At 71.2% G+C, this 26,769-nt stretch carries 19 protein-coding genes; 14 read left to right on the top strand and 5 right to left on the bottom strand.

Annotation, left to right across the window (positions count from 1 at the left end; all coding sequences use genetic code 11):
• Positions 1-147: 147 nt before the first annotated feature.
• From FHS23_RS00275 to FHS23_RS00260, 4 genes are read left to right on the top strand one after another with little or no spacing between them, the layout of a single operon-like run.
• Positions 148-4,101 carry a Pls/PosA family non-ribosomal peptide synthetase gene (locus tag FHS23_RS00275; protein ID WP_425501060.1) on the top strand — a complete coding sequence of 1,318 codons (3,954 nt, stop codon included), beginning with the start codon at positions 148-150 and terminating at the stop codon, positions 4,099-4,101.
• Positions 4,101-4,814 carry a BPL-N domain-containing protein gene (locus FHS23_RS00270; RefSeq protein WP_183645995.1) on the top strand — a complete coding sequence of 238 codons (714 nt, stop codon included), beginning with the start codon at positions 4,101-4,103 and terminating at the stop codon, positions 4,812-4,814. Before FHS23_RS00275 ends, FHS23_RS00270 begins: the two co-directional genes overlap by 1 nt.
• Entirely contained in the window at positions 4,811-5,599 is a 789-nt protein-coding gene (locus FHS23_RS00265; protein ID WP_183645993.1) for an arginine deiminase-related protein, read from the top strand. The genes FHS23_RS00270 and FHS23_RS00265 overlap by 4 nt, the downstream gene beginning before the upstream one ends.
• 5 nt (positions 5,600-5,604) lie before the next feature.
• Positions 5,605-6,822, top strand: coding sequence for a heparan-alpha-glucosaminide N-acetyltransferase domain-containing protein (locus FHS23_RS00260; protein ID WP_183645991.1), 1,218 nt, complete (start codon positions 5,605-5,607; stop codon positions 6,820-6,822).
• Between the two features lie 79 nt (positions 6,823-6,901).
• Here the strand turns inward: FHS23_RS00260 and FHS23_RS00255 are convergent, their stop codons facing one another.
• A complete protein-coding gene (locus FHS23_RS00255; RefSeq protein ID WP_183645989.1) occupies positions 6,902-7,789 on the bottom strand; it encodes a LysR substrate-binding domain-containing protein in 888 nt (295 codons plus the stop codon).
• Between the two features lie 133 nt (positions 7,790-7,922).
• Here FHS23_RS00255 and FHS23_RS00250 point away from each other — a divergent pair, with 133 nt between their 5' ends.
• The 7 genes from FHS23_RS00250 to FHS23_RS00220 all read left to right on the top strand — a co-directional run bounded on the left by FHS23_RS00250 (position 7,923) and on the right by FHS23_RS00220 (position 17,614).
• Positions 7,923-9,101, top strand: coding sequence for a CoA transferase (locus tag FHS23_RS00250; RefSeq protein WP_183645987.1), 1,179 nt, complete (start codon positions 7,923-7,925; stop codon positions 9,099-9,101).
• A 1-nt stretch (position 9,102) separates the two neighbouring features.
• A complete protein-coding gene (locus FHS23_RS00245; protein WP_183645985.1) occupies positions 9,103-10,437 on the top strand; it encodes an SLC13 family permease in 1,335 nt (444 codons plus the stop codon).
• A gap of 267 nt (positions 10,438-10,704) precedes the next feature.
• Entirely contained in the window at positions 10,705-11,574 is an 870-nt protein-coding gene (locus tag FHS23_RS00240) for a hypothetical protein (RefSeq protein WP_246381243.1), read from the top strand.
• A gap of 62 nt (positions 11,575-11,636) precedes the next feature.
• The gene (locus tag FHS23_RS00235; protein WP_246381240.1) at positions 11,637-13,241 is read left to right on the top strand and encodes a DNA polymerase Y family protein; all 1,605 of its coding nucleotides are present in this window, start codon (positions 11,637-11,639) and stop codon (positions 13,239-13,241) included.
• Positions 13,241-13,396, top strand: a complete 156-nt coding sequence (locus FHS23_RS00230) for a hypothetical protein (RefSeq protein ID WP_183645981.1) — start codon at positions 13,241-13,243, stop codon at positions 13,394-13,396. The genes FHS23_RS00235 and FHS23_RS00230 overlap by 1 nt, the downstream gene beginning before the upstream one ends.
• Positions 13,397-13,399: 3 nt before the next feature.
• Positions 13,400-16,876, top strand: a complete 3,477-nt coding sequence (locus FHS23_RS00225) for an error-prone DNA polymerase (protein WP_183645979.1) — start codon at positions 13,400-13,402, stop codon at positions 16,874-16,876.
• A gap of 138 nt (positions 16,877-17,014) precedes the next feature.
• Positions 17,015-17,614: a pentapeptide repeat-containing protein gene (locus FHS23_RS00220; protein ID WP_343053537.1), complete on the top strand. Its 600-nt coding sequence runs from the start codon at positions 17,015-17,017 to the stop codon at positions 17,612-17,614.
• Positions 17,615-17,715: 101 nt separating this feature from the next.
• On the opposite strand, the gene FHS23_RS22880 is transcribed toward FHS23_RS00220, so the two are convergent.
• Positions 17,716-21,237: a TNT domain-containing protein gene (locus tag FHS23_RS22880; protein WP_343053536.1), complete on the bottom strand. Its 3,522-nt coding sequence runs from the start codon at positions 21,235-21,237 to the stop codon at positions 17,716-17,718.
• 167 nt (positions 21,238-21,404) lie between these two features.
• On the opposite strand from FHS23_RS22880, the gene FHS23_RS00205 reads away from it, so the two are divergent.
• The 3 genes from FHS23_RS00205 to FHS23_RS00195 are packed head-to-tail and all read left to right on the top strand — an operon-like array spanning position 21,405 to position 23,625.
• The gene (locus tag FHS23_RS00205) at positions 21,405-22,436 is read left to right on the top strand and encodes a DMT family transporter (protein WP_183645976.1); all 1,032 of its coding nucleotides are present in this window, start codon (positions 21,405-21,407) and stop codon (positions 22,434-22,436) included.
• Between the two features lie 13 nt (positions 22,437-22,449).
• Positions 22,450-23,301 carry a bifunctional methylenetetrahydrofolate dehydrogenase/methenyltetrahydrofolate cyclohydrolase gene (locus tag FHS23_RS00200; RefSeq protein ID WP_183645974.1) on the top strand — a complete coding sequence of 284 codons (852 nt, stop codon included), beginning with the start codon at positions 22,450-22,452 and terminating at the stop codon, positions 23,299-23,301.
• A 3-nt stretch (positions 23,302-23,304) separates the two neighbouring features.
• A complete protein-coding gene (locus FHS23_RS00195; RefSeq protein WP_425501059.1) occupies positions 23,305-23,625 on the top strand; it encodes a DUF3017 domain-containing protein in 321 nt (106 codons plus the stop codon).
• A gap of 61 nt (positions 23,626-23,686) precedes the next feature.
• On the opposite strand, the gene FHS23_RS00190 is transcribed toward FHS23_RS00195, so the two are convergent.
• The 3 genes from FHS23_RS00190 to FHS23_RS00180 form a co-directional block, all read right to left on the bottom strand.
• On the bottom strand, positions 23,687-24,898 hold the full coding sequence (locus FHS23_RS00190; protein WP_183645972.1) for an MFS transporter: 1,212 nt from the start codon (positions 24,896-24,898) through the stop codon (positions 23,687-23,689).
• Between the two features lie 465 nt (positions 24,899-25,363).
• Positions 25,364-25,555: a DUF1918 domain-containing protein gene (locus FHS23_RS00185; protein ID WP_183645970.1), complete on the bottom strand. Its 192-nt coding sequence runs from the start codon at positions 25,553-25,555 to the stop codon at positions 25,364-25,366.
• A gap of 83 nt (positions 25,556-25,638) precedes the next feature.
• The gene (locus tag FHS23_RS00180) at positions 25,639-26,481 is read right to left on the bottom strand and encodes a TIGR03560 family F420-dependent LLM class oxidoreductase (protein WP_183645968.1); all 843 of its coding nucleotides are present in this window, start codon (positions 26,479-26,481) and stop codon (positions 25,639-25,641) included.
• Positions 26,482-26,769: the final 288 nt, after the last annotated feature.

Below are 26,769 nucleotides of genomic sequence, written 5' to 3'. Positions count from 1 at the left end.
TCGGCGTAACGGGCATCGGATGCTTTCTTGTCGCGCAAGCGGAGGGGTTCAACAATCGTGTCGGATGTAACTGCCGGTGTTCCTGTCGACCGGCGAGAGTCTTCGTATCAGGTATCCGTTCCGGCTCAACGTGGGCCGGCCGACGCGGTGTGGCCACGGCTGCACCAGTTCTTCGAGGCCACCGTCGACCGCATGCCGGATCGGGTGGCCGTTGTGGACGGGCCGGTCGAGGCGACGTACCGGCAGCTCGACGCCCGTGCGAATCAGCTGGCCCACGAACTGCGGGAACGCGGTATCGGGACGGGAAGCCGGGTTGGCGTGTGGCTCGATCGTTCGGTCGACGCCTATACCGGCGTGCTCGGGGTGCTGAAGGCCGGTGCCGCCTTCGTGCCGATCGATCCTGCGGCACCGCCGGAACGGGTCGACTACATCGCCGACGATGCCGACCTCGCGCTGCTGATCACCTCGTCGGCGCTGGCGGCTACGTGCACCTTCCCGGGGCGTCCGGTGCTGGCGATCGACCGCGCGGGGGACGAGCTCGACGCACAGCCCGAATCCCGGGTCGAGACCGACCACGACGAAAGCGGCAGCGCCGCGGCCTACGTGATGTACACGTCCGGCTCCACGGGGCGGCCGAAGGGCGTCGAGATCGCACAGTCGAGCATCTGCAACTTCATCGCGGTGGTCCCCAGCGTCTACGACGTACGTCCCGAGGATCGGGTGTACCAGGGAATGACCCTGTCGTTCGACTTCTCGATCGAGGAGATCTGGCCGACGTGGACCGTCGGCGCGACGCTCGTGGTCGGCCCCACGGACTCAGGCCGGTTCGGCGAGGAACTGGCGGACTTCCTCGACGAGTCGGGCGTCACGGTGCTGTACTGCGTGCCCACCCTGCTTGCCACGATCGAGCGGGAGCTGCCCACCGTGCGGACCGTCCTGGTCGGCGGTGAGGACTGCCCCGCCGAACTGGTCGAACGCTGGAGCACTCCGCACCGGCGCATGCTGAACACCTACGGGCCGACCGAGACCACGGTCACGGCGCTGTGGAGCGAACTGGTGCCGGGCCGGCCCGTGACCGTCGGCAGGCCGTTGCCGACCTACGGCGTCGCCCTGCTCGACGAGGACCTGCGCGAGGTGCCGCACGGTGTGGTCGGCGAGATCTGTATCGGCGGGCCGGGCGTGGCCACCGGATACGTGGGCATGCCGGAGCTGACGGCGGAACGGTTCGTACCGCACGAGCTGGCACCCGCGGGAGGCCGGCTGTACCGCACCGGAGACCTGGGACGGTTCACCCCGGACGGCGAGGTCGAGTACCTCGGCCGGGCGGACGCCGAGGTGAAGGTGCGCGGACACCGGGTAGATCTCGGCGAGGTCGAAAGCCTGTTGCTGGAGGATCCGGAGGTGGCGGCCGCCGCCGTGGCGTTGTCGGTCAACGGTACGGCGGAGCTCGCGGCCTACGTGACACTGCGGCGGGGCAGCGGCGAGAACGGTGCGTCACCGGAGCTGGCGGCCCGGTTGCGGCACGCACTGCAGAACCGGCTGCCGGACTACATGGTCCCGGCGTCGCTGGACGTGCTCGCCGCGCTGCCGACGATGCCGAGCGGCAAGATCGACCGTCCCAGTCTCCCGCCACCCGGCGGTACGAGGCTCCGGGCCGGGGGACACGCGACCGTCGCGCCCACCACCGAACTCGAACGGCAGGTCGCTGCGGTGTGGTCAGAGGCGTTGGGCGTCCCGGTCGAGCAGCTGTCGACGGACGCCGACTTCTTCGCCGACCTGGGCGGACATTCGCTGCTGGCGGCACGAACCGTATCGTTGCTGAGGGAGCAAGGCGTCGGCGACGGCCCCGCGGTGCGTGACCTGTACACGTACCCGTCGATCCGTGCCCTCGCGCACCACCTCGGGACGCCGCGCGCGCCGGGGACGACGGTGGCCGCTGTGGCGGCAGGCCCGGGGCCGGTGCGCCGCGGGCGGCGTCGCGCTGCGACCCTGCTCCGGATCCCGGTCGGGCTCGCGCAGGCGGCGTTCCTGCTGGTGCTGATCGCGCTGGGGGCATTGCCGTTGGCGTTGGTCTACGCCTCCTTCGACGGCGCGGTCGCCGTGTCGGCGGCGCTCGGCCCACTCGCACTGGCCGCCCTCGCCTCGTACGTCACGATGCGCTGGCTGTTGCCACCACTGCTGGTGCGGCTGCTGTCGGCCCGGATCAGGCCGGGTCGTTACCGGCTGTGGGGCTGGACGTATCTGCGGTTGTGGGCGCTGGACGTGGTGCTGACGATCGCGCCGCTGCCGGTCCTCAGCGGGTCCCCGCTGATGGGGCCGTACCTGCGACTGCTCGGTGCGCAGATCGGCCGCCGCACCCATCTGGGCACCGGAATGGTGTCCCTGCCGTCGATGTTGTCGATCGCCGACGACGCCACGGTCGGGTACGGCGCGGCGCTGCGGCCCTGGATCGTCGAACACGAATGGGTCGTCGTCGCCCCGGTCAGCGTGGGCGAGGAGTCGTTCGTCGGAGCCTCGGCGGTACTCGAACCGGGCGTGCGGGTGCGCGATTACGGCGGCGTCGCCGAGCACACGGTGCTGACGCGGAACCAGCACGTGCCGGAGGGCCGGTGGTGGGGCGGTTCGCCCGCGAGGCCCCTCATCGAGCCGGACCCGGTGGTGTCCACGATCGAGGAGCTGCCCGCGGTGGCCGGCTGGAGCCGTTGGGCGTTGGCCCGCAGCGCGGCCGGCCTGGCGATGCTCGAACTGACGATGATCGCGATGGTGACGCCCGCGATCGTGCTGGTCTGGACCGTGCTGTTGCTCGGCGGGGTCATCGCCGGCCTGATCGCGGCCGCTTTCACGGGACCGGTGTTCGTCGTGACCGTGTGCGTGCTCGTGGCGTTGCTGCGTCCCATCGTGTTGCCACGGATCCCTCTGGGGATACATCCGGCGCGTTCGTCGCTGGGTATCCGCAAATGGATGGCCGACTCGCTGTTGGAGATGAGCCTGACTCTGACCAACTCGCTGTACTCGACGCTGTACACGGTGCCGTGGTTGCGTGCTCTGGGAGCGAGGGTCGGCCGCGGGGCCGAGGTGTCCACCGTCGCGCACGTCGATCCCGAACTGCTGGTCCTGCGGGACGGGAGTTTCGTGGCCGACATGGCGTCGGTCGGCGCGGCCACCTTCCACCGGGGATATCTGAACTTCGCCCCGACCGAGGTGGGGCGGCGGTCGTTCATCGGCAACGCAGCGTTCGTGCCGGCGGGCACCCATACCGGCTCGGGATCGCTGATCGGTGTGCTCACCGTCCCGCCCCGTTCCGGCGTGCCCGAGGGTTCGTCGTGGCTGGGTGCACCGGCGATCAACCTGCCACGACGGCAGGACAGCGGCGACTATCCCGAACGTGAGACGTTCCGGCCGCCCAAACGGCGGATCGCCGAACGGCTGGCGATCGAGTTCGTTCGGGTCACCGCACCCGCATCGATCCTCGCGGTCTCGCTGTATCTCGTGTTGCTGACCCTCTCCGAAGTCGCGAGCACGACCGGCACGCTGGCCACGGCGGCACTCACGCCGTTCGTGTTCGTCGCGGGGTCGCTGGCCGTGTACCTGACGGTGGTGCTGGCCAAATGGGCCGTCGTCGGCCGGTACCGGCCGCGGCGGGAACCGCTGTGGAGCCGTTTCGTGCGCCGCACCGAACTCGTCACCGGGCTGTACGAGGCGGCTGCCGTGCCGGCACTGCTCGGGGTGCTGACAGGCACCCCCTGGCTGCCGCCCGCGCTGCGGCTGCTGGGTGCGCGGATCGGATGGGGCGCCTGGCTGGGCACGACTTATCTCACCGAGTTCGACCTGGTGCACGTCGGCCGCGGGGCGACCGTCGGCCGCGGCGCATCGTTGCAGACGCACCTGTTCGAGGACCGCGTGATGAAGATGTCGCACGTGCGGATCGGCGCGGGCGCGAGTGTCGGCGAACGCTCCGTCGTGCTCTACGACGCCACCGTCGAGGACGGAGCGGCACTCGGTCCGCTGTCACTGGTGATGAAGGGCGAGCAGCTCACACGCCTCAACCGATGGATCGGAATCCCGGCTCAGAGTGACCCGCTGCCTGTCAAGGACGCATGATGACCGCGCAGCCCCTCGCGTTGGTGTATCGCGGGCCTGCGAGCCGGCCTGCGGGATGCTCGGAGGCGGTCGCCGAGGTGCTGGCCCGGAACCGCCACGGGTTCGACGTCCGCTTCGTCGGACCTCGCGAGGGACTGTCGCTGCGTGACGACGTGCTGGCCGCCGCCACGCTGTACGCCCAGCCGGGCGGAGGAACCCTGCGTCACGGCTACCGCGTGATGAAGAAACACCGCGAGCGGATCCGCTCCTACGTCCGAGCAGGCGGGAACTACCTCGGGTTCTGTCTCGGGGGTTATCTCGCCGGCGCCACGCCGGGTTTCGCGTTACTGCCCGGAGACACCGACCAGTACATCGCCACCCCCGGAGCGACCGTGACGACCTCCGGGGACACGATCGTCGACGTCCAGTGGGGCCACCGCACGCGCGGCGTGTTCTTCCAGGATGGCCCCGTTTTCCAGCTCACGTATCCGTCCGGTGACGACGGCGGGCACCGAGGAGTCACGATCCTCGCCCGCTATCCCAACCGGCAGATCGCCGCCCTGGTCACGGACTTCGGTGCGGGCCGTGTCGGGGTGGTCGGCCCACACCCGGAGGCTCCGCCCGAGTGGTACGCCGACGCAGGTGTCGCCTGGCCGGGAAGCACGGCGATGGACCTCGCCGACGACCTGATCGAACAACTGCTGAACCGACGCGTAACCGGAGGAAACGGGTGAATACGCATCTGATGGTCTCGGACGCCGAGCACTTCCGCATCGACTACGAGATCAACCCGTACATGGACACGGAGGACCAGCCGGACACCGGCGCGGCGGTCGCCGAGCACGACGCGATCATCGAGGCCCACCGCAGAGCGGGCCGCACGGTGGAGCGGATGCCCTCGGAACCGGGTTGCCCCGACATGGTGTTCACCGCCAACGCGGCACTCGTGCGCCGTGGCCGTGCCGTGCTCGGGCACCCGCCCGCGGCACGGGCGAACGAGACGGAGCACTACCGCAGGTGGCTCGAACGTCGCGGCTACGAGGTGATCGAAGCGCCGTACGCGTTCAGCGGCCAGGGCGATGCGTTGCCGTGCGGCGACATCCTGCTCGCAGGGTCCGGCTGGCGGACGGACCCGCGGATGCACGATTTCCTCGGTGAGCGGCTCGGGTACGATGTTGTGCCGCTGCGCACGGTCGACCGCCGCTGGTACGACCTCGACCTGGCCGTGGCCGTCATCGGCAACCCGCACACGCTCGCGTGGTGCCCCGAGGCGCTGGACCGGCCGAGTCGGCAGCGCATCGAGCGGCTGGGACTCGAGCTCGTCGAGGTGTCCCGCGCCGAGGCCGAGCGCTTCGCACTCAACCTCGTCAGCGACGGCGACACCGTCACCATGACGCGGGACGCGCCGCGGCTCGCCGCCACGCTCCGGAACCGTGGGCTCAGGGTCGTCGAGTTGCCGACCACGGAACTGGCCAAGGGTGGCGGTGGGATTCGCTGCACGGCGCTGACACTCGAGTGAGACTCATGGGTATTCGAACCCGCTCGCCCCGCGCGGCGCCGGCCACGTCGGCGACCCGCTTGGTCGGTGTCGACGCGACCCGGGGTATCGCCGTGCTGGGCATGATGGCGGTGCACGCGCTGTACGTCGCTGGCAGCGACGGGGACCCGGCCTGGTGGTATTCGATCGTGTCCGGCCGGTCGGCCGCGACCTTCGCGGTGCTGGCCGGTGTCGGCATCGCTTTCACCACCCGCCGGGAGCAGGTCTCCCGCGAGCGGTGGCGGCCTGTCACGGCCTCGCTGGTCGCGCGCGCTCTGGCGGTGGGCCTGCTGGGGTTGGCGCTCGGCTACACCGACAGTGGCATCGCCGCGGTGATCCTGCCGTTCTACGCCGTGTTGTTCCTGTTCGCGATCCCGCTCGTGTTTCTGAGCACGCGGTCGCTGCTCGTCACCGGTGGCGTGGTGGTCGTGGTCGTTCCCGTGCTCAGCCACCTGTTCCGGGACGCCCTGCCCGACCCGCGATACGACAACCCGTCGTTCGGGTACCTGGCCGACGAGCCGCTCGGCCTGCTGTCCGAACTCGCCGTCACCGGCATTTATCCCGCTGTGCCCTGGATCGCGTATCTCTGCGCCGGGCTCGTCATCGGCAGGCTCCGGCTGTCGTCGGTGCGGGTCGACGCGTGGCTGCTCGCCGGAGGGGCGGCACTCGCTGCGGCGGCATCAGCGCTGTCGGCTCTGCTGCTCGGTCCGTTAGGCGGCCTCGACAGACTCGTTGCGGTGGGCGGATCCGGCGTCGTCGAGAGCGTGCTGGAGTTCGGTGCGCCGGGAGCGACACCCACGACGAGCTGGTGGTGGCTGGCCGTCGACGCCCGGCACTCGAGCACGCCGCTGGATCTGCTGCACACCATCGGAACGGCGACGGCGTTGCTGGGCGGGATGCTGTTGCTCACGAACGCGCCGAAGGTGGGTGCCCTCGCCCGTCGCCTGGTCAGTCCCCTCGCGGCCATCGGTGCGCTGACACTGACTGTGTACTCGGCGCACATCGCCTTCCTGAACTCGCCGCTCGACCGGTTCGGCGCTCTCACCGGATACCTGGTTCAGGTCGCCGTCGCCATCGCCTTCGCCATGGCGTGGCGGCGATTCGTGGGCCGCGGCCCGCTCGAATGGGCGGTCACGTGGCTGGCAGGTCGGGCTAGTGCGGTCGCATCGAAAGACTGGGTTCGGCCGCGGCGTTCGTTCCCGTGATGGCCGGCCGGGTCGGGTCGACCCGTCGCGGCCGGCGGTGAGAGCGCACCGGGCACGGGTCCGTGGCGAACTGTCGCCGCTACCCGCGCGGTCCCAGCTGTGCGGCGCGCTCCTGCAGCAGCCTGCGCACGACCAGTGACGATGCCGAGGGCCGAATGTCGGAGCGCTCGACGAGGCAGATCCGGACATCCTCGGCATCGCTGATCGGGATCCAGCGCAGATTACCGGTCTCTCGGACGCCGTCGAACCCCGCGAGGACGCCGATGCCCGCTCCCCGCGCGACCATCACCCGCACGGTGCGGGCCGACATCGCTTCGATCACCACATCGGCTTCGGGTAGCTGGCTGCGCATCCTGTCCCACAGGACGGTACCGGGCCGCATCGTGACGATCGGCCACGCTCGAAGGTCTCGCCAACGCAGGTACTCGCGGCCGGACAGTGGATGGTCGGCGCGCAGCTGTCCCCCGATCGGCACATCGAACAGCGGGGTACGGCGCAGCCCCGGTGGGGGCGCGTGCTCCGGTTCGGTGATCACGGCGATGTCGAGGTCGCCGGCCACAATGCCGGACTCGATGTCGGCCGAGGCCTCCTCGCGGACCGAGAAGCGCAGCTCGGGATATTGCTCCCGCAGCATCCCGACGACCGGGGCGATCACGTTCGCGACAGTCGCCGAACCACCGCCGATCCGTACGGTGCCGCTATAGGAGCCGCGTGCCTCCATCGCGGCTCCGTGCAACGCATCCTGCGCCGCAACCAGTTGCTCCATCGGCTCCAGAAGGGCCTGGCCCGCCGGAGTGGGGACCACGCCGCGGCGGCTGCGGGTCAGCAGCACGATGTCGATCTCTTCTTCGAGCAGCGTGATCTGCTGTCCGAGGCTGGGCTGACTGATTCCGCAGCGACTCGCCGCGGACCGGATCGAACCGGCCTCCACCGCGGCAAGGAAGTACCGCACTCGTTCCACCCGCACGCTCCGACCATAGTGGAGAAACCTTTCACCTCCTAGTCGTTGCCGTGGCTTCCCACCCAGCTCGCAGCGGGGAACGATCGCTGAGATCCGCATCGGATTCGATCGATGCCCTTCAACGTGGAAGGAGAAGCCGGTGAACGACGGACCGCTGACCGGTGTGCGGATTCTCGACGTGTCGACGGTGTTGGCCGGCCCACTGGCCTCCTCGCTGCTCGCCGAGTTCGGCGCCGAGGTCGTCAAGATCGAGCAGCCGGGAACGGGCGACCCGGCACGGGGATACCCACCATTGGACGGCACCGGCACGTCGGCCACCTGGTCCGTGGTCGGCAGGAACAAGTCGAGTGTGACCGTGGACCTGCATCACCCGGAGGCCGCCGGACTGCTCGGGCGGCTTGCCGCCACCTGCGACATGGTCGTCACCAACTTCCGTCCGAGCGCGTTGCGCCGGTTCCGGATCGACTTCGACGACCTGTGTGCCTTCCGCCGGGACCTGGTGATGGTTCACCTGAGCGCGTTCGGTCGGACCGGCCCCTATGCCGATCGACCCGGGTTCGCCAGGGTCGCGGAAGCCTTCGCCGGCCTGACCCACCGCACCGGCGACGAGGACGGGCCTCCGATGTTCTCCGGGTACCCCGTCGCGGACGGCACCGCGGGGATGTATGCCGCCTTCACCGCGATGCTCGCGCTACGCCAGCGGGACCGGACCGGTGAGCCGCAGCTCGTCGATATCGGACTTTACGAGCCGCTGCTGCGGCTCATGGAGGACTTCATCGCCGACTACGGCGCGACAGGCCACAGCGCCGCGCGCCAAGGCAACCGCAATCCGCATATCAGCCCGAACAATCTCTACCGCACCCGAGACGGACGGTGGTTGGCTTTACCTGCCTCGACCGAGCAGATGTGGCGCAGGTTGGTCGCGCTGATGGACGCTCCCGACCTGGCCCGGTACGACTCGATGACGGCGAGGTTGGAGCACCGCGAGGAGATCGAGCAGCGGGTCTCGGAGTTCGTAGCGTCCCGGGATCTGGAGCCGCTGGTCAAAGAACTGGTGGCCGCCGGGGTCGCTGCAGGCCCGGTGAACTCGGCCGCAGACATCTGCACCGACCCGCACATCCGGGCGCGGGGCTCGCTGATCGATGTGGGTGGCGGCCACGGGGAGACACAAGCCCCGGCCGGCCGGTTCTCCGGGTTCGACGGAACGATTCGACTCCCGGCACCGCAGCTCGGCGAACACACCGACGCCGTACTGGGCTCGGTGCTCGGCTTCGACCGACAGGCGATCGAGGATCTGCGCCGTCGTGGGGTGATCTGAGATGACGCTGGCCGATGTGTCCATCGCCGTACTCGTGGGGCTGTTCGTTCTCGCCGGAGTCGTGCCCCGGGTGCATCTGGGACTTACCGCGCTGCCGGCGGCCTTCCTTCTCGGTCTGGGCGCCGGTGTGCCCGCGGACGAGGTGACCGATTTCTTTCCGGCGAACTTCGTGGTGCTGGTCGTCGGGGTGATGGCACTGTTCGGCACCGCCCACGCGAACGGCACGTTGGACTGGCTGCTGGAAAGCCTTCTGCGTCTGGTCGGTGGCCGGTTGGTGCTGGTGCCCGTCGTGCCGTTCGTCATCGGTGCGGTGCTGACCGCGATCGGGACGCTGCCCGCGGCGTCGGTCGCGATCGTTGCCCCGATCGCGCTGGGGTTGGCCGCCCGATACCGCTACTCGCCTCTGATCGCATCGGTGGTCGGCGTGACCGGCATCCTCAGCGGCGTCATGTCGCCGTTCGCGATGTACGGACTCGCGACGCTGGAGATGTCCGACGAGCTCGAGTTGCCCGCGTCCGCGCCGGTGTCGCTGTTCCTGGGAGGCATCGGGATGGGGGCGGCAATCTGCGTAGCTGCGCTTGTCGTCGGAGTGTGGAGCGGCGCGATCCCGCGCGGGACTGTGGCACGCGAACGCGTCGGCCCCGGTCGGCATGCACCGACGTCCCCTGCCGACTCGGACCAGGGCGCTCAGCCGGGGCTGGGGCACACGGGAGCCGCCGGCACGGCGACCCGTACGGTGCCCCGGGTTGCGAGACCGGCGACCCGGCTCCTCACGCTCGGTGCGATGGCCGTGGTGGTCGTGCTGGCCGTGGGCTTCGACCTGGACATCGGCTATCTCGGGCTGACCGCGGCGGTGCTGCTGCACCTGGTGCTGCGTCTCGACGCGCACACGACGGTCACCGGGCTGCCGTGGAACGTGGTGTTGCTGATCGGCGGCCTGCTGACCTACGTGGGTTTGATGGAGGAGCTCGGTGCGTTCGAACGGCTCAGCGAGCTGCTCACCGTGCAGGGCGCGCCTCTGCTCAGTCTGCTCGGACTCTGCTACGTGGCCGGTGTCACGTCGTTCGCGGCGAGCTCCATCGCCGTGTTCGTCACGATGATGCCGCTGTTGCCTCCGCTGATCGCCAGCGGAATCTCCCCGGTCGGAGCGGTCCTCGCGGTCGCCTTCTCGATGATGCTCACCGACATCAACCCGCTGGGTATCACTGGCGGCCTGCTCCTCGGGTCGGCCGAACCCGCTGAGCGGGAGCGGCTGTTCCGTCACCTCCTGGTCTACGGCTTGGTGTCGGTGGCCGTGGCACCGCTCGTGGCGTGGGCTGTGTTCGGCTGGTGGTGAGATCCATCCACCCTCTGGGCGGCCGTCGAGGGCACCCCTGGCCTGTTCGACGGTGACGCGGGTTGTTCACGCGAGGTGCCACGAGGCCGCCTTGACACGATCTTCGAACTGATGTTCTATGAAGGGTGTCGAACGCCGGCTCGAGTATGCACGGTTCGAGGCCGCCTTCCCCGCGGCTGAGTGACATCAGACGACAGACATGTATCGGTGCGTACGTCCCTCTGCGGGCGTACGGCGGATCCCTGTGTGCAGGGGGAGGTGAGGGCGATGGCAGTGCCCGCGGTGGTGGACACGGAGGGGGAGTCGTCGGAGGAACCTGCGGCGCAGGGGAGTGCGGCGCAGGGGAGACCGGGCCCCTCGGACGGAGGGAGCGTCGCCGACACCGTGGCCCGGCTGGCGTCGTTGCCCGGTGTGGGCACGGCGGGCGACATCGCCTCGGTGCCGCGGCCGGTCTCGCCCGCGGGATCACCGGAGCCCGAGGTCACCCGGACGGCGGGCACCGGGACGGCGGGCACCGACGACAGGGTGTTGCCCGTGGCACCCGCGCTGGCGGAGTTGGTGCCGTGGGGCGGGCTGCGCCGTGGCAGCACGGTCTCGGTCAGCGGGTCGACGTCGTTGCTGCTGGCGTTCCTGGCGGAGGCGACCGCTCGGGGATCGTGGGCGGCGGTCGTCGGAATGCCCGAACTCGGTGTGGTCGCCGCGCGCGAGCTCGGGGTGGCGGTGCACCGGCTCGCGCTGATCCCCCGGCCCGGTGCGGAACTGCCTCAGGTGACGGCCGCTCTGCTGGACGGGATCGACCTGGTCGTCGTTCCCGCGGGAGGAGCGGGCGGAAGCCGTGATCCGAATCTCGCCCGGCGATTGTCGGCACGGGCGAGGAATCGCGGTGCGGTGCTGCTGACAGCCGGTTCGTGGCCAGGTACGGAGGTCGAACTGCGCTGCGCGGCGGTGAGCTGGTCCGGAGTCGACGACGGCTACGGACACCTCGCGCAACGAGAGGTTCTCGTCGAAGCGGCGGGCAGGCGCGGCGCCGCGCGGTCGACCCGCACCCCGCTGCTGTTGCCGGGGCCGGACGGAACGATCGCGCGGGCGGACACGGCCGGCGCACACCCACCGCTGCGGGAGGTGCGTGCAGGATGAATACCTTTCCGGCGAGTCGGGCGCAGGAATCCCGGGTTCGGGGGTCGTCGTCTCGGGGGTCGTTGTCTCGGGGGTCACAGCCGCCGCGGCTGCTGGTGCTGTGGTGTCCGGACTGGCCGGTGGCGGCGGCCGCCGCGGAGGCGGGGCTGCCGGTGACGGAACCGGCCGCGGTGCTGGCTGCGAACCGGGTCGTGGCGTGCTCGGCCGTGGCGCGCGCGGCCGGGATCCGGCGTGGCATGCGGCGCCGCGAGGCGCAGTACCGGTGTCCCGAGTTGGCCGTGTTCGCCGAGGACGACGACCGCGACGCCCGACTGTTCGAAACCGTGACGACGGCGGTGGAGGAGCTGATCGTCGGGGTGGAGGTGGTGCGTCCCGGTGTGGTGGCCGTGCCGGTCGCCGGGGCGTCCCGCTACTTCGGCGGCGAACGCCCGCTGCTGGAACGGCTCGTCGACCACGTGTCGGTGCGGAGCGGGGCCGAATGCCAGGTGGGAGTCTCCGAAGGACTGTTCGCGGCGACCCTGGCCGCTCACCGGGCACGGCCGGTACCCGCGGGTACGGCGGCGGAGTTCCTGGCCCCACTCGGGGTGCAGGAGCTCGACCGGCCTGGCAGTGGCCGTGGGGAACTGGTGGACTTGTTGCGGCGCCTGGGAATCCGCACGCTCGGCGCGTTCGCGCAGTTGTCGGAGCGGGACGTGCTCGCCCGGTTCGGTGCCGACGGAGTGCTGGCGCACCGGTTGGCGAGCGGCCGGGACGAACGTCCCCCCGGCAGGCGCCGTCCGGCACCGGACCTCGCCGTGACGGAAATGTGCGATCCGCCGCTCGAACGGGTCGACGCCGCCGCGTTCCTGGCTCGCACCCTGGCGAACCGGTTCCACGAAGGGCTGGCCGCCCGCGGCCTCGCCTGCACCCGGCTGGGCATCCACGCCACTACAGAACACGGCGAGGAACTCGGCCGCAGCTGGCGTTGCGCGGAACCGCTCACCCCGGACGGCATCGCGGACCGGGTGCGATGGCAGTTCGAAGGCTGGCTGACCCGTGGCCGCGGGCGCACCCCGACGTCCGGTGTGACCGTGCTCCGGCTCGAACCGGAGGAGACCGTCGAAGGCAGCGCGCTGCAGCTCGGCCTGTGGGCCGGCGGCTCCGGTGCCGAACACACGCCGGAAGCGGACAAGGCGGCCCGCGCCCTGGTCCACGTCCAGGGCCTGATCGGCCCCGAAGGGGTCTGCACCGCCGTGTTCGACGGCGGCCGCAGCCCCGCCGAACAGGTGAGGTTCGTGCGGTGGGGAGATCGCCGCACCCCGGCGGAGGGGCACGACGCGCCGTGGCCGGAGCGGCTGCCCGGGCCCTCGCCGGCGACCGTGTTCGACGAGCCGCAGCCCGCCGTGGTCGCCGGTGAGGACGGGCGGCAGCTCGATGTCACCGACCGGCACCGGCTCACCGCATGGCCGTGGACCGTCGAGCTCGGTGACGGCGGACCGCGGCGGGTCCGGAACTGGGCGGGCCCGTGGCCGGTTACGGCGCGCTGGTGGGTGCCCGGTGACCGAGGCCGCTGTGCCCGGTTGCAGGTCGTACTCGACTCCGGTGAGGGTGGCCAGCCGCTCGCGGCGCTGTTGCGGTGGCAGGAACGAGGAGATCCGAAGTGGACAGTGGAAGGGGTGTACGACTGATGTACGACGAGTCGTTGCGGGGCGCCGCCGACGGTTTTCCCGGTGGGCAACATCCGGACCCGGCGTTCCGGTCGGCTCCGGAGTCTCCGGCTGACCCGGAGTTCCTGCCGGGGCAGCTGATCCCCGAACCGAGACGGTCCCCGGAAGGCGACTGAATCGTGGGGTGGAACAACCCGCCCGTTCCCTGGCGGGACCTGGAACGCACCCTGTCGGGTCGCGGCCCGACGTCAGGCGGTTCCGACGGCGGGCAGGACCAGGCCGGGGACGGCAACGACAGCCCGGCATGGGGGCGTAGGCGGGAGAAGTACGCCAGGCCCGTGGACCTGCCCCCGCCCGGCCACGACGACACCGGTGCAGGCGGCCGCGTGCCGTACGCCGAGCTGCACTGCCACTCGAACTTCAGCTTCCTCGACGGCACCAGCCATCCGGAGGAACTGGTCGAGGAGGCGGCGCGGCTGGAACTCGACGCCATCGCACTCACCGACCACGACGGCATGTACGGCGCGGCCCGCTTCGCCGAGGCGGCCAAAGAGGTCGGCATGCGCACCGTGTTCGGTGCGGAACTCAGCCTCGGGCTGTCGGAACCGCCCGCCGGAGCAGCCGACCCGGACGCGGAACACCTGCTGCTGCTCGCGAAGGGCGCCGACGGATACACGAGTCTCTGCCGCGCCATCACGTCCGGTCAGCTCCGGGGACACGACCACGAGCCGCCCCGGGGGCAGCGGGCGGAGAAGGGACGGCCGGTGTACGACCTCGACGAGATCACCGACGAGGTCGCGGGCCGGTGCGTGGTGCTCACCGGGTGCCGCAAAGGCTCCGTCCGGCGGGCACTCGACGAAGGCGGGCCGGACGCGGCGACCGAGGCCCTGCTCGCGCTGACCGAGCGGTTCGGCCGGGACGACGTGTACGTCGAACTCGTCGACCACGGCGGGCCGTTGGACAGTACCCGCAACGACCGGCTCGCCGAGATCGCCGGTGAGCTGGGCCTGCAGACCGTCGCGACGGGAGCCGTCCACTACGCACGGCCGCAGCAGGCCCACGTGGCGCAGGCGGTGTCGGCCATCCGCGCGCGGCGCAGTCTCGACGAGATGGAGGGCTGGCTCGCCGCGTCCGGGGCGGCACACCTGAGGTCGGGCGCCGAGATGCACGCCCGGTTCGCCCGCTACCCCGGCGCGGTTCAGCGTGCCGCGCTGCTTGCCGAGCGGTACGCCTTCCCACTGGAGATCCTCGCCCCGAAGCTGCCGCCGTTCGAGGTTCCGGACGGCCGTGACGAGACCGGTCACCTGCGCGTGGTGACCGCCGAGGGGGCGACGCGGCGCTACGGCCCGCGGGAGGGAAACACGGAGGCGTACGCCCAGCTCGCCCACGAACTCGACGTCATCGAACGGCTCGGCTTCCCCGGGTACTTCCTGATCGTCTGGGACATCGTGGAGTTCTGCCGCCGCAACGACATCCTGTGCCAGGGCAGGGGATCCGCGGCGAACTCGGCCGTCTGTTACGCCCTCGGCATCACGAGGGTCGACCCGGTGAAGTGGAAACTGCTCTTCGAACGGTTCCTCGCTCCGGATCGCGACGGTTACCCGGACATCGACCTGGACATCGAATCCGACCGGCGGGAGGAGGTGATCCAGTACGTCTACGGCAAGTACGGCAGATTGTGCACCGCGCTGGTCGCGAACGTGATCACCTACCGACCCCGCTCGGCGGTCCGCGACGCGGCGAAGGCGCTCGGGCATTCCCCCGGCCAACAGGACGCGTGGAGCAAGCAGATCGACCACTGGGGGCCGCTCCGGCAGTCCGATCACGACATCCCGAATGGTGTGCTCGAGGTGGCCGGCGCGCTGGAGCACGCGCCGCGGCACCTCGGCATCCACCCCGGTGGCATGGTCATCTGCGACCGCCCGGTGAGCGAGGTGTGCCCGGTCGAGTGGGCCCGCATGGAGAAGCGGAGCGTGCTGCAGTGGGAGAAGGACGACTGTGCCTGGGGCGGACTGGTCAAGTTCGACCTGCTCGGCCTGGGCATGCTGTCGGCCCTGCACTACATGCGCGACATGGTGCGCGAGGCCAAGGGAATCGACGTCGACCTCAGTGATCTGCCGCTCGACGACGACAACGTCTACGGGATGCTGCAACGCGCGGACGCGATCGGCGTGTTCCAGGTGGAGAGCAGGGCACAGCTCGCGACCCTGCCCCGGCTCGAGCCGAAGACGTTCTACGACCTGGCCATCGAGGTGGCGCTGATCCGTCCCGGCCCGATCCAGGGCGGGTCGGTGCATCCGTACATCCGGCGTGCCAACAAGGACGAGAAGTGGGAGCACGACCACCCGCTGTTGGAGAACGCGCTCGGCAAGACGTACGGGGTGCCGCTGTTCCAGGAACAGATGATGCAGATCGCCGTCGACGTCGCCGGGTTCACCGCGGCGGAGGCGGACACCCTGCGCCACGCCATGGGGGCGAAGCGGTCGGGCCGGAAGATGGAACGGCTCCGGCAGCGGTTCTACGACGGCGCGGCCCGTAACGGGGTCGACCGCGACATGGCCGCCCACATCTTCGAGCGGATGCGCGCGTTCTCGCACTTCGGATTCCCGGAGAGTCACGCGCTGAGCTTCGCGTACGTGGTGTTCGCCAGTGCGTACTTCAAGTACTACCACTCGGACGCCTTCTGCGCGGGGCTGTTGCGGGCGCAGCCGATGGGCTTCTACTCACCGCAGTCGCTCACCGCCGACGCTCGCAGGCACGGTGTCGAAGTTCGCGGCCCGGACGTCAACGCCAGTGATTCCTCCGCCCGTCTGGAGCCGCTCGACCGGGAAGACCCTCCGGAACCGTCGGCGGCCGCCGGGTCCGGAGCCGGCCCCGGCGGTGATTCCGTACCCGCCCCCGGCAACGGTTCCGCAGTCGGGCCGGGTGGTACGGCCCCGGCCACCCATGCCGTCCGAATAGGACTCGGCGCGGTACGGACGATCGGCACGGCCGTGGCGGACGCGCTCGTGGAGGAACGGGAGGAACACGGCCCGTACCGCGACATGGCCGACGTCGCCAGGAGGGTCCGGCTCACGACTCCGCAGCTGGAGGCGCTCGCCACCGCAGGCGCCTTCGGCGGTTTCGACGAGGTGCAAGGGGATCGGCGCAAAGCGCTCTGGTCCGCGGGAGCCGCAGCACAGGAACGGCCGGGGAAACTGCCCGGCACGACCCCCGCGGCAGAGGCGCCCGCGCTGCCCGGCATGGACGAGATCGACCTGGCCGCCGCGGACGTCTGGGCGACGGGACTGTCCCCGGACAGCTTTCCGACCCAGTTCATCCGGTCCCGGCTCGATGCGCTGGGAGTCGTCCCGGCGCAGCAGCTGCAACGGGTCGACGACGGCACCCGCGTGCTCATCGGCGGGGCCGTCACCCACCGCCAGCGGCCCGCGACGGCCGGCGGCATCACGTTCCTCAACATCGAGGACGAGACGGGCATGGTCAACGTGGTCTGCACACAGGGACTGTGGGCGCGCTACCACCGGGTGGCGCGGTCGAGCTCGGCAATGTTGGTGCGCGGGGTTGTCGAACGCGCCGACGGTGTGGTCAGCCTGCGCGCCGAACGGCTGCAGCATCTGCCGATGCGCATCACCGCCAAGTCGCGGGACTTCCGGTGACGGCGGGGTCGCCAGCGGGTGTGGGAACCTGGCGGCGTGCACTCGTCCGACTCAGCCTCCGAACCCTTTCCCGCCGAGCCTTCCGACCCCGCGGGCGGGCCCGGAGCAGTCGAGCCCGGAGCTGTCGAACCCGGAGCAGTGGAGACCGGAGCAGTGGAGACCGGCGAGGACTACCGCGACGCCGTGCTCTCGGGGCAACGCTGGGCGGGCAGCCGGTTCGTCCGGTGCGACTTCACCGACGCCGACCTGCGCGGGTTGGCGACCTCCGGGTGCGTGTTCGACCACTGCGACTTCACTCGTACCGATCTCGGCGAGTCGGTGCATCGGTCGTCGGCGTTCCGGACGTGCACGTTCGACCGCACCATGCTCGGCGACTCCTCGTGGTCCGGATGCTCGCTGCTCGGCAGCGTGTTCGTCGACTGCGGTCTTCGCACGATCACCCTGGCCGACTGCGACCTGACACTCGTGTCGCTGGCCGACGCCGTGCTGCGTGGCATGGAGCTGTCGGGACTGCGTCTGCGCGAGGCCAACCTGACCGGTGCCGACCTCCGCAGGGCCACACTGCGGGAGGCCGACCTGACCGGCGCCACGCTGACCGCGGCGAAGCTGACCGACGCGGACCTGCGTGGTGCACGGCTGGACGCACGTGCGCTGGCGGCGGCCGACATGGCGGGCACCCTGGTCGACGTCGACACCGCACTTCTGTACGCCGCGGCGCACGGGCTGGTCGTGAGCTGACTCCTCGTCGCGAGCGGGCCGGGCGTCCGATCGCGTCCACGATCGTGAGCCGAACCGACGGTGCGAGCGGGCCCGCGCGGACGTGCCGCGCGGGCCCGGGCTCAGTCGATCGGCGGTTCGCCGGGGTCGAGCTCGATGATGTCGCCGTCGGCCAACAGCTCCTCGATGGAGGCGGGCAGCATGTACGCCGCACCGCCGCCGGGCTGGTTGAACCACGGGATGGCGACGCCCGCGAGCGTCTCGAGCGGCCGCTGGACGCGGTAGACGTGGTACGGCCGGTTGACCCACTCGGGCACGAGCGACCGTTCCTCGAACGGTGTGCCCGCGGCGTAGGTCAGGTTGCCGTTCGCGCCGCCGAACCGGTCGAGCTCACTGCCCACGGGCAGCGTGCGCATCTCCTTGCCGCGGAACAGTGTCAGCGGCGGCTCCCCGGGCAGCGGCTGGATCGGCCACTGCTGTCCACCCTGGTGCGGGCTGCCCTGGCCTGACTGCGGACGTGCCGCCTGCTGCGGTTCGCCCGCGGCGGGCCGGTGCGGTGCGGCGGCCTGCTGGGCCACCGGCTCCCTGACGGGGGCCTGCGTGGTCTGCGGGATCTGCCCACCGCGGCCCGCGGGATCCTCCACGGGAGAAACCGCCCGCGTGTGCGCTGCCGGTTCCTCGGAGACCTGACGGGTTCCCGTGGCGATCTCGGGGGTGAGGGTCGCCAGCAGCGGACGGGACGTCCCCGGTTCCGGCGCGGCCTGCTCGGAGTCGAACTCCGGGTCCCCGTGGACCGGTTCCTCGGGCACCTCGTCGACGCCGTCGGGGGACAGCAGCACCTTGCCCAGCATGAACGCCTTCGCGTCCGCGGCGTCGCCGAACACGGCGGTGCTCTTCAGCTCGCCGTCGTACCAGCCGACCCGCCAGCCGTCGGCGACCCGCTCGAGGCTCCAGCCATAATCGGACGGCACGCTGAGGGCGTAGTACTCGTCCGGGACCTGCAGCTCGTCGAGCTTGTCCTGCAGGTCGTCGAGTTCCGGATCCTGCGGCGGCATGTTGCCGATCTGCGTGGGCGGTCCCGGATCCGGCTCGACGGCCGAGCCTGCCCGGCCCTCGAAGTCCGGCCGGCCGGTGGGACCCCCGCGGTCGTCGTACCCACGGTCGCCGAAGTCCGGCTGACCGCGGTACCCCGGCTCGTCGCGGTATTCGGGGTGATCGCCGTACTCGCGCTGATCGCTGTATTCGGGTTGATCGCGGTGGGCCGGCCGACCGTCGAAGGCCCGCCGGTCGCTGCGCTCGTCGTAGTCGTCATAGTCGTCGTACTCGTCGGCGTCGTCCCGACCTGCGAACGCTCCCGCGGCGGCACCGGCCGCACCGAGAGCACCGGCGGCACCGAGAGCACCGGCGGCACCGAGAGCACCGGATGCCGTGGACGCAGGCCGGTCGTAGTCCTGCCGCGGTGTCGGAGCGGTCCGTTCCTCCTCCAGCTCGGCCGGCGGTTCCTGCCCCGCGTGCGGTGCGGATGGCATGCCGGCGGTACCCGGCTGGTCCATCGGGGGAGCCGCCGTTTCCCGATCCACGTCGGGCCTCGGCGGCGGCCCGTCCGCCGACACCGGGCCGGTGATCGTGGTCGGCGGGCCCGAGTCGAAGTCCGGTTCGCGGTCGCCCGGCGACGATGCCCCGGGCTGGTCCGCGTCGCCCGCGATGTCCGCCATGTCGGATGCCCGGTCGGGTCGCGCGTCGCCGACCGCGGCGTGCCCGCCCGGGACATCACGGCGTCCGGGATCACCGGCGCCGATGTCGCCCGGCGCGGCGTCCTCACCGGTCTCGTCCGGCGCGTCGCCCGCGCCGGGAGCGGACCGCGGATCGTCGTCGAACGTGGGGATCGGCGTGAAGGCCGTGCCCTGTTCGTGCAGTGGCTCGTCGCGGGGCGCGTCGGGGGACGGGCGTGCGTACGGATCCTCGTACGAGGCGGCACCGTGGCGGCCACCCTCGGGGGACCCGCGGTCGTGCGGAATGTCGTCGAATCCCTCGACGTCGTGTCCGGCGCCCTCGTGTCGGCCGGCGTCGAGCCGGTCGCCCGGCGTGGCGGTCGCCGGGTCCGTCCATGTGTCCTCGCGGCGCGTCAGGTCCGTCTCGCCGGGGTCGCCGCGGCCGGGGAGTGTGTAGGCCGCAGTCTCGGCCTCCGGGTCGCCGAGGTCGTCGGCGCCTGGCTCGGTGGTGGGCCCCGCGTCGGCGGGGGCCGAGCCTTCGGGGACCGGCCCTGCGCCGGTGCCGATGCCCTGGGCACCGACACCGTTGACGACGGTCTCCTCACTGGCGCTCGGGTCGGCGGTTCCGTCGTCGCGGTCGGCGGGCAGGAACGCCGAGGGGGTGCTCGGCGTGCTCGTGTGACCCGTGCCGTTGATGCCGCTGAACTGCTCGTCGAGTTCCTGCGCGGCCTTGCCGGGACGCCGCACCGGCAGCTCGGGCGCATTGGGGTCGGCGGGGTCGACAGGATCGGCGGGGTCGACGGGACCCGGACGACCGGAGTCGTCGTCGACGTCGGTGCCGTTCCGGGCGGCCATGGCACCGGCGGCGCCCGCAGCGCCCGCGGCGCCCGCGAGGCCCGCGGCTCCTGCGGCCGCGGCACCCGTACCCGGGGACTCACCCGCGCCGGCTGCCGACTCGTCGTCCGGCTGCTGTCCGGCTGCGCCCGTCGCGGGGCCGGGCTGTTCCGGTCGCGTCCGGTCGGCCGCGACCGGCGGGGTCTGGGTCGTCGGCTGCGCCGCCTCGGCACCGGGCACCTGGGGAGGCCCTTGCTGTGGCGCGTGCTGCGGGCCCTGGCCGTGTGCGACGTGATCGGCTGCGGCCTGGCGCGTCTCGTCGGGCACCTCCGGGACGGTGAACCCGTTGGCGCGGATGTGCTGGAGCAGGTCCGCCTCGGGGGCGACACCGTGAGTGCGCAGGTAGTAGGGCACGGCGGCGGGCCAGATCCAGGACCCATCGCTGTGGAACGCGATCGGCACCTCGGCGGCCTGGTCACGGGCGAGCCGGTCGACGTCGTAACCACGGGCGGGCCCGACCGTCGGAGCGGCGTCGAGGTAGGCGAGTACCCGGTCCCGCTCGTCGGGGTCGAGCTCCGGCCGGGTGATGACCGGCCCGTTCGGGCCCGCGCCGTCGAAGATCCGGGCCATGCGGAACCGCGGCCCGGAACGTTCGGGACCGAGGCCCGCCATCCGGCGCATCAGCCAGTCCGGCACGTTCTCCTCGGAACGGGGGAACATGCGCAGTTCGTCGGCGTACGCCTGCGAGGGCGGTGCCAGGTCCCACGACGGCTCGTCGCGGTCGTACTCGAGGTTGTAGCTCGACGGGTGATCGAGTTGATAGCGCGCGTTGAACCAGGTGCCGCGGCCCTCGCGGTACATGCCTGCGCGGAGCTTGCCGAACAGCGTCGCGATGTCGTGGGTGGCCACCCACTCCTGCGTCGCGCCGTCGGCGGTCACGACCTCGCCGGTCAGCTCGTGATACCTCCCCACAGCGCGGTACACCGCGGTCACCCTGCGCCAGTCCCGCGGGGCGGCCCGCAGCAGCGAGAGGCCGATCTGCTTGACCAGCGTGTCCTGCTCGGTCGCGTTCAGCTGGGTCGGAAGTGCCACGCCCACATCTTGACTAATAGATTTCGCGAATGCACGACCACCGGGTACATGAGCCGCGCGTCTCACCCTGTGGCACCGCTGTCAGCGGCTGCGACAAGGCCGGAGTGGGGGCGGACACACTCCGGCGGTGACACCCGTCGCGGGGATCATCGGAGCGCGCACAATGGCGGGCGATGGCCACTGCCAGTGCGGATCCCGCCCAGGGTCCCGCCACTCCGACCACGCACGCACCCACCTCCGCCGCCCGGAAGCTGTGGGGCGTGGTGCTCGCCGTATCCGCAGGGCTGGGCATGTCCGTGCAGTCGCGGATCAACGGCCAGCTCGGCGCGGAACTCGGTGACTCCGCGCTCGCCGCCGTCATCTCGTTCGGCGGTGGTCTGTTGCTGCTGCTGTGCTGGCTCGCCGTGTCGCGGTCGATGCGCGCGGGCACGCGCGCCGCCGTGGCCGCGCTGCGCAGCGGCAGGCTCCGGCCCTGGCATTTCCTGGGCGGTATCGCGGGCGGCGCATACGTGCTGGGGCAGTCGGTCACCGTGTCGATCATCGGGGTCGCCCTGTTCACCGTGGGCGTCGTGGCGGGACAGACCGTGAGCGGACTGTTCGTCGACCGGTTCGGGCTGGGCCCGTCCGGCAAGGAGCCCACCACGGTCCTGCGGGTGACGGGTGCGGTGATGACCGTGGCCGCCGTCGCGGGCGCGCTGGCGGGTGACGTCGCCGGGCACGCGGGGCCGGGCCGCATCGCGCTGCTGATCCTGCCGTTCGCCGCCGGGGCGGGCATGGCGGTGCAGCAGGCGTTCAACGGCCACGTGGGTGCCGCCTCCGGCAGCTCGCTCACGGCGGCGCTCGTCAACTTCACCGCGGGCACCACGATGCTGGTGCTCGCCTGGCTGGTGTCGTTCGCACTGCACGGCCCGCCCGACGCGCTGCCCGGCAATCCGGTGCTGTACCTCGGCGGGCTCGTCGGCATCGTGTTCATCGCGGTCGCGTCGTTCGTCGTGTCGTGGATCGGGGTGCTGCTACTGGGGCTGAGCACGGTCGCAGGGCAGCTGGTCGGGTCGATGCTGCTCGACGCGTTCGTGCCCGCCGGAGGCAACGACCTGACGACGTCGACGGTCGTCGCGTGCGTGGTGGCGCTGCTCGCCATCGGTGTCGCCTCGCTCGGCGGGCGGAAACGGCCGGGCGGGCAGAAGCACGGTCAGCGCGATTGAGAGACTGGACGACGTGACGGCGACGATTCTCGACGGCAAGGCCACCAAGGACGCCATTTTCGCGGAGCTGACCCCTCGGGTCGCCGCGCTCGCCGAGCGGGGCATCACCCCTGGACTCGGCACGGTGCTGGTGGGCGACGATCCCGGTTCGCACTCGTACGTGAAGGCCAAGCACGCCGACAGCGCGAAGGTCGGGGTCACCTCGATCCGCCGCGATCTGCCCGAGAACACGACGCAGGCCGAGCTCGAGAAGGTCATCGACGAACTCAACGCCGACCCGGCCTGCACCGGCTACATCGTCCAGCTGCCGTTGCCCTCGCACCTCGACGAGAACGCGATCCTCGAGCGCATTCCGCCGGAGAAGGACGCCGACGGGCTCGCGCCGATCAGCCTCGGCCGGCTGGTGCTGGGCAAGCAGGGTGCGCTGCCGTGCACGCCGCTCGGCGTCATCGAACTGCTCCGCCGGTACGACGTGCCGCTCAAGGGCGCCAACGTCACCGTGGTGGGCCGCGGCATCACCGTCGGCCGCACCATCGGACTGCTGCTGACGCGCCGTAGCGAGAACGCCACCGTCACGCTGTGCCACACCGGCACCCGCGACCTGGCGAGCGAGGTCGCGCGCGCGGACATCGTGGTCGCGGCCGCAGGCTCGCCTGGCCTGATCACGCCTGAGATGGTCAAGCCGGGCGCGGCGGTGCTCGACGTGGGCGTCTCGCGGGTCGACGGCAAGCTCGCGGGCGACGTCGCGCCGGGCGTCGAGGAGGTCGCCGGGCATCTGTCGCCGAACCCGGGCGGGGTGGGGCCGATGACCCGCGCGATGCTCATCTCCAACGTCGTCGAGGCCGCCGAGCGCGCGGCGGGCTGAGCCGTGACCGCACCCGACCGGCCCGAGCACGGCACCGGCGACGGGATCGGCCGCCGGGCGTGGCTCGTGCACGTGCCGCTGGCCGTTGTGCTGGTGCTCGTCGCCGTCGGCGGATTGCGGATCGGCATGTACCACTGGCGCCAGGGCACCGCACTGATCGGCGGAGCCCTGCTGGTCGCCGCGGTACTGCGGGTCGTGCTCTCGGACGCGCAGGCCGGTCTCCTCGCGATCCGTAGCCGGGTGGTCGACGTGCTCTGTTACGTCGGCCTCGGCGGGCTCATCGTCTTCGACGCGCTGACGATCACGGGCGGACCGTTCGGCTGACCCGCCGGGCACCTGGGCGTCGCCGCGTGCCCGGCGGGCCTGCCGTCGCCGGCTCCGGTCGTCACACCAGCGCGGGCTGCTCGGCGGGTGCGATCTCCTCGGCGGGCGCCACCGGGATGGTGGCCGCCTTCTCCTTGCGCTCGGTGAGTGCGGCCACGACGGCCAGGCTCAGGCCCAGTGCCGCGAGGAGCGCGCCGACCACGTTCGGGGACACGAGGCCGAGGCCGCCGGCGATGACGACACCGCCCAGGTAGGCGCCGATCGAGTTGGCGATGTTGAACGCCGACTGGATCGCCGCCGACACCAGCGACGGGCTGCCGCCCGCCTTCTCCATGACGCGGGCCTGCAGGATCGGGCCGACCATGAACGAGGTCACGCCCACCAGGAAGATCGTGATCGTGGCGCCGATCTTGCTGCCCGCGGTGACCGTGAACATGGCCAGCACGACGGCCAGGCTGCACAGCGCGCCGCACAGCGCGGGCGTGGGGTTGCGGTCGGCGAGCCGGCCGCCGAGGAAGTTGCCCAGCGTCATGCCGACACCGGCCAGCGACAGCAGCAGGGTCACGGTCGCGGGGTCGAATCCGGCGACGTCGGTCATCATCGGCGTCACATAGCTCAGGCAGGCGAACCCGCCGCCCATGCCGAACGTGACGATCGCCAGCGCCAGCCACACCTGCGGCTTGCGGAAGGCCGCGACCTCACCGCGGAGCGAGGCGCCGACGGGCGCCCCCTGGTGCGGCACCAGCTTCATCACGGCGGCCAGCGCGACCACGCCGATCAGCGCGACGACGGCGAACGTGGCGCGCCAGCCGAACTGCTGGCCGAGCAGGGTTCCCAGCGGCACGCCGACGACGTTCGCGAGCGTCAGGCCCATGAACATCATCGACACCGCCTTGGCCTTGGACCCGCGGTCGACGAGGCTCGCGGCGACGACGGCGCCTGCGCCGAAGAACGCGCCGTGGGGCAGGCCCGCGACGAACCGGAACAGCACGCCCAGCTCGTGGCTCGGGGACAGGACGAACAGGGTGTTGCCGGCGATGAACAGCCCCATCATCGCCATGAGCATCGTTTTACGGGGGAGTCGCACGGCGGCGGCGGTGAGCAGCGGAGCGCCCACGACGACGCCGAGCGCGTAGGCGGAGATGAGGTGTCCTGCCGACGGAATGGACACGCCGAAGTCGGCGGCGGCCTGGGGCAGCACGCCCATCATGACGAATTCGGTGGTTCCGATGCCGAAGGCGCCGATAGCCAGCGCGAGGAGCGCGACGGGCACGGTTCTCCTCTCGGGGGAGCAGGGTCGGGTCGGGGCAGCCCGGTGCGGGGTGGTCGGCGCTGATCGGGGCCCGGGCTTGACGTGCCTGCGCGGTGACGTGCACGGGGGAGCGCAGGCCGAGCGGGGAGCGTGGACGGTCGTGATCGACTTGATCGTTCAAGTCATGTCCCAAAAAAAGAACAGTCGACCGCGTGCCGTCGCGGATAACTGCTCTGCACCCAAGTGTGAACGCGTCGATATGCGGTTGTCATCCCGACGGGGTGCTCACGGCGGGTGACGATCGCCACGGCGTCGCGCGGTAACGCGTGCCGGCCGGTTCGCGGCCCCGGCCGCACTGCTCCGCCGCGGTGCGCCGGGCGCGCGGATGGAGCCGCGTCGGGTCATGGAATTGCCCTGTGACCAGGGCTTTGCGGCGTGCGTACCGGGTGCGTCTCGCCTGTCGAGCGAGACGCCGGGTCACGACGGCTATCGCTTGTGTGTGTCCTCGACCTCGCAGTCCGGGCCGGGGAAGACCAGCCGTTCGTGACCGTCGGTGAAACGTACGAGATAGGGCGGCCTGCCCGAATCGCCGCGGACCTCCACGATCTCGCCCAGGCGTTCGGGCTCGCCCACGACCCGGCCGTGCACGCGGATCCGGTCGCCGACCACTGCCTGCATGACGTTCACCTCCGCTGGGTGCGATTGCCGGTGCGCTCCAGCGTAGGAGCGACGTGGGGGTCGGGCGAATCGATCACGCGGGGTCAGCCGGTCAGCGGTGCCGCGGCCGTGGCCAGTCGGTCGAGGTAGCCGGCGGGCACGTGGTGCGGCAGGTTGAACACGACGAGGTCGACGCCCGCCTCGCGGTAGCCGGCGGCCTCCTCGACGGCGGGTTCGATGCCGGTCTCGGCGTGGACCCGGACGTTGACCGAGCGGGTGATCTCCGCCGGGTCGCGGCCGACGTCGGCGCAGTGGGCGCGCAGCACGTCGTCGAGTTCGCGCCAGTGCTCCGGGGACCGCGCACCGGCGTGCCACTGCTGGGCCCACCGCGCGGCCGTCCGCAGGGTCCGTTTCGGGCCCGTGCCACCGATGACGACGGGTGGGTGCGGCCGCTGAACCGGCTTCGGTTCGCAGCGCGCGCCGGTCAGCTGCACGTACGTGCCCGCGAAGTCGGTGACCTCCTGCGACAGCAGACCGATGATCGCCTGCACACCCTCGTCGAACAGGTCGAACCGCTGCCGCAGGGGCGGCAGTTCGATGCCGTAGGCGTCGCACTCCTGCTGCATCCACCCGGCGCCGAGGCCGATCTCGAGCCTGCCGCCGGAGATGACGTCGGTCGTGGCCGCCATGTTGGCCAGCACCGCGGGGTGGCGGTAGATCATGCCCGTGACCTGGCAGCCGATGCGGATCCGGCGGGTGGCCTGCGCCATCGCGGCGAGCATCGTCCACGCCTCGTAGTTCGGCGCGGTCAGGTCGCCGGAGAGCGGATAGAAGTGGTCCCAGTTCCACGCGGACTCGAACAGCTCGATGTCGTCGGCGGCCCGCCACACGTCGACCAGTTCCCGCCACGGCGTGTGTTCGGGCTTGGTCTTGATTCCCAGTCGCATCGATCGTCAGTCCTACCGTGTCCGGCCTGCCGCTGCCGGACACGGGCTGGCGTGTTCGATCCCACGTGATCGGTGCAGCCCGGACGTCTGCACCCGGGCGCTCACGACACGTAGATTGCGGGGTGAGCTGCGATTTGTCGGCGTCGCTGTGGCCCGGATTCGTACTGGCCAGTAACCAGGGGGCGCCGGGCCGGTGTCAATTCAGCAGTACGCTTGTACCGCTACGCAACGGCTAATGCGCAGCGGTATCAGGCGAACACGAACGCGAGATCCGCGACGCGAAAGCGA

Origin of the sequence: Prauserella isguenensis, assembly GCF_014191605.1 — a bacterium.
Lineage (GTDB): Bacteria > Actinomycetota > Actinomycetes > Mycobacteriales > Pseudonocardiaceae > Prauserella > Prauserella isguenensis.
This window is presented reverse-complemented; position numbering and strand designations above follow the sequence as displayed.

Excerpts from the sequence above, each read along its gene's own strand:
- FHS23_RS00230 (WP_183645981.1), top strand. The coding sequence starts at position 13,241 with ATGTACGACGAGTCGTTGCGGGGCGCCGCCGACGGTTTTCCCGGTGGG.
- FHS23_RS00260 (WP_183645991.1), top strand. The coding sequence starts at position 5,605 with ATGGGTATTCGAACCCGCTCGCCCCGCGCGGCGCCGGCCACGTCGGCG.
- FHS23_RS00270 (WP_183645995.1), top strand. The coding sequence starts at position 4,101 with ATGACCGCGCAGCCCCTCGCGTTGGTGTATCGCGGGCCTGCGAGCCGG.
- FHS23_RS00185 (WP_183645970.1), bottom strand. The coding sequence starts at position 25,555 with ATGCAGGCAGTGGTCGGCGACCGGATCCGCGTGCACGGCCGGGTCGTG.
- FHS23_RS00240 (WP_246381243.1), top strand. The coding sequence starts at position 10,705 with ATGGCAGTGCCCGCGGTGGTGGACACGGAGGGGGAGTCGTCGGAGGAA.
- FHS23_RS00180 (WP_183645968.1), bottom strand. The coding sequence starts at position 26,481 with ATGCGACTGGGAATCAAGACCAAGCCCGAACACACGCCGTGGCGGGAA.
- FHS23_RS00205 (WP_183645976.1), top strand. The coding sequence starts at position 21,405 with ATGGCCACTGCCAGTGCGGATCCCGCCCAGGGTCCCGCCACTCCGACC.
- FHS23_RS00245 (WP_183645985.1), top strand. The coding sequence starts at position 9,103 with ATGACGCTGGCCGATGTGTCCATCGCCGTACTCGTGGGGCTGTTCGTT.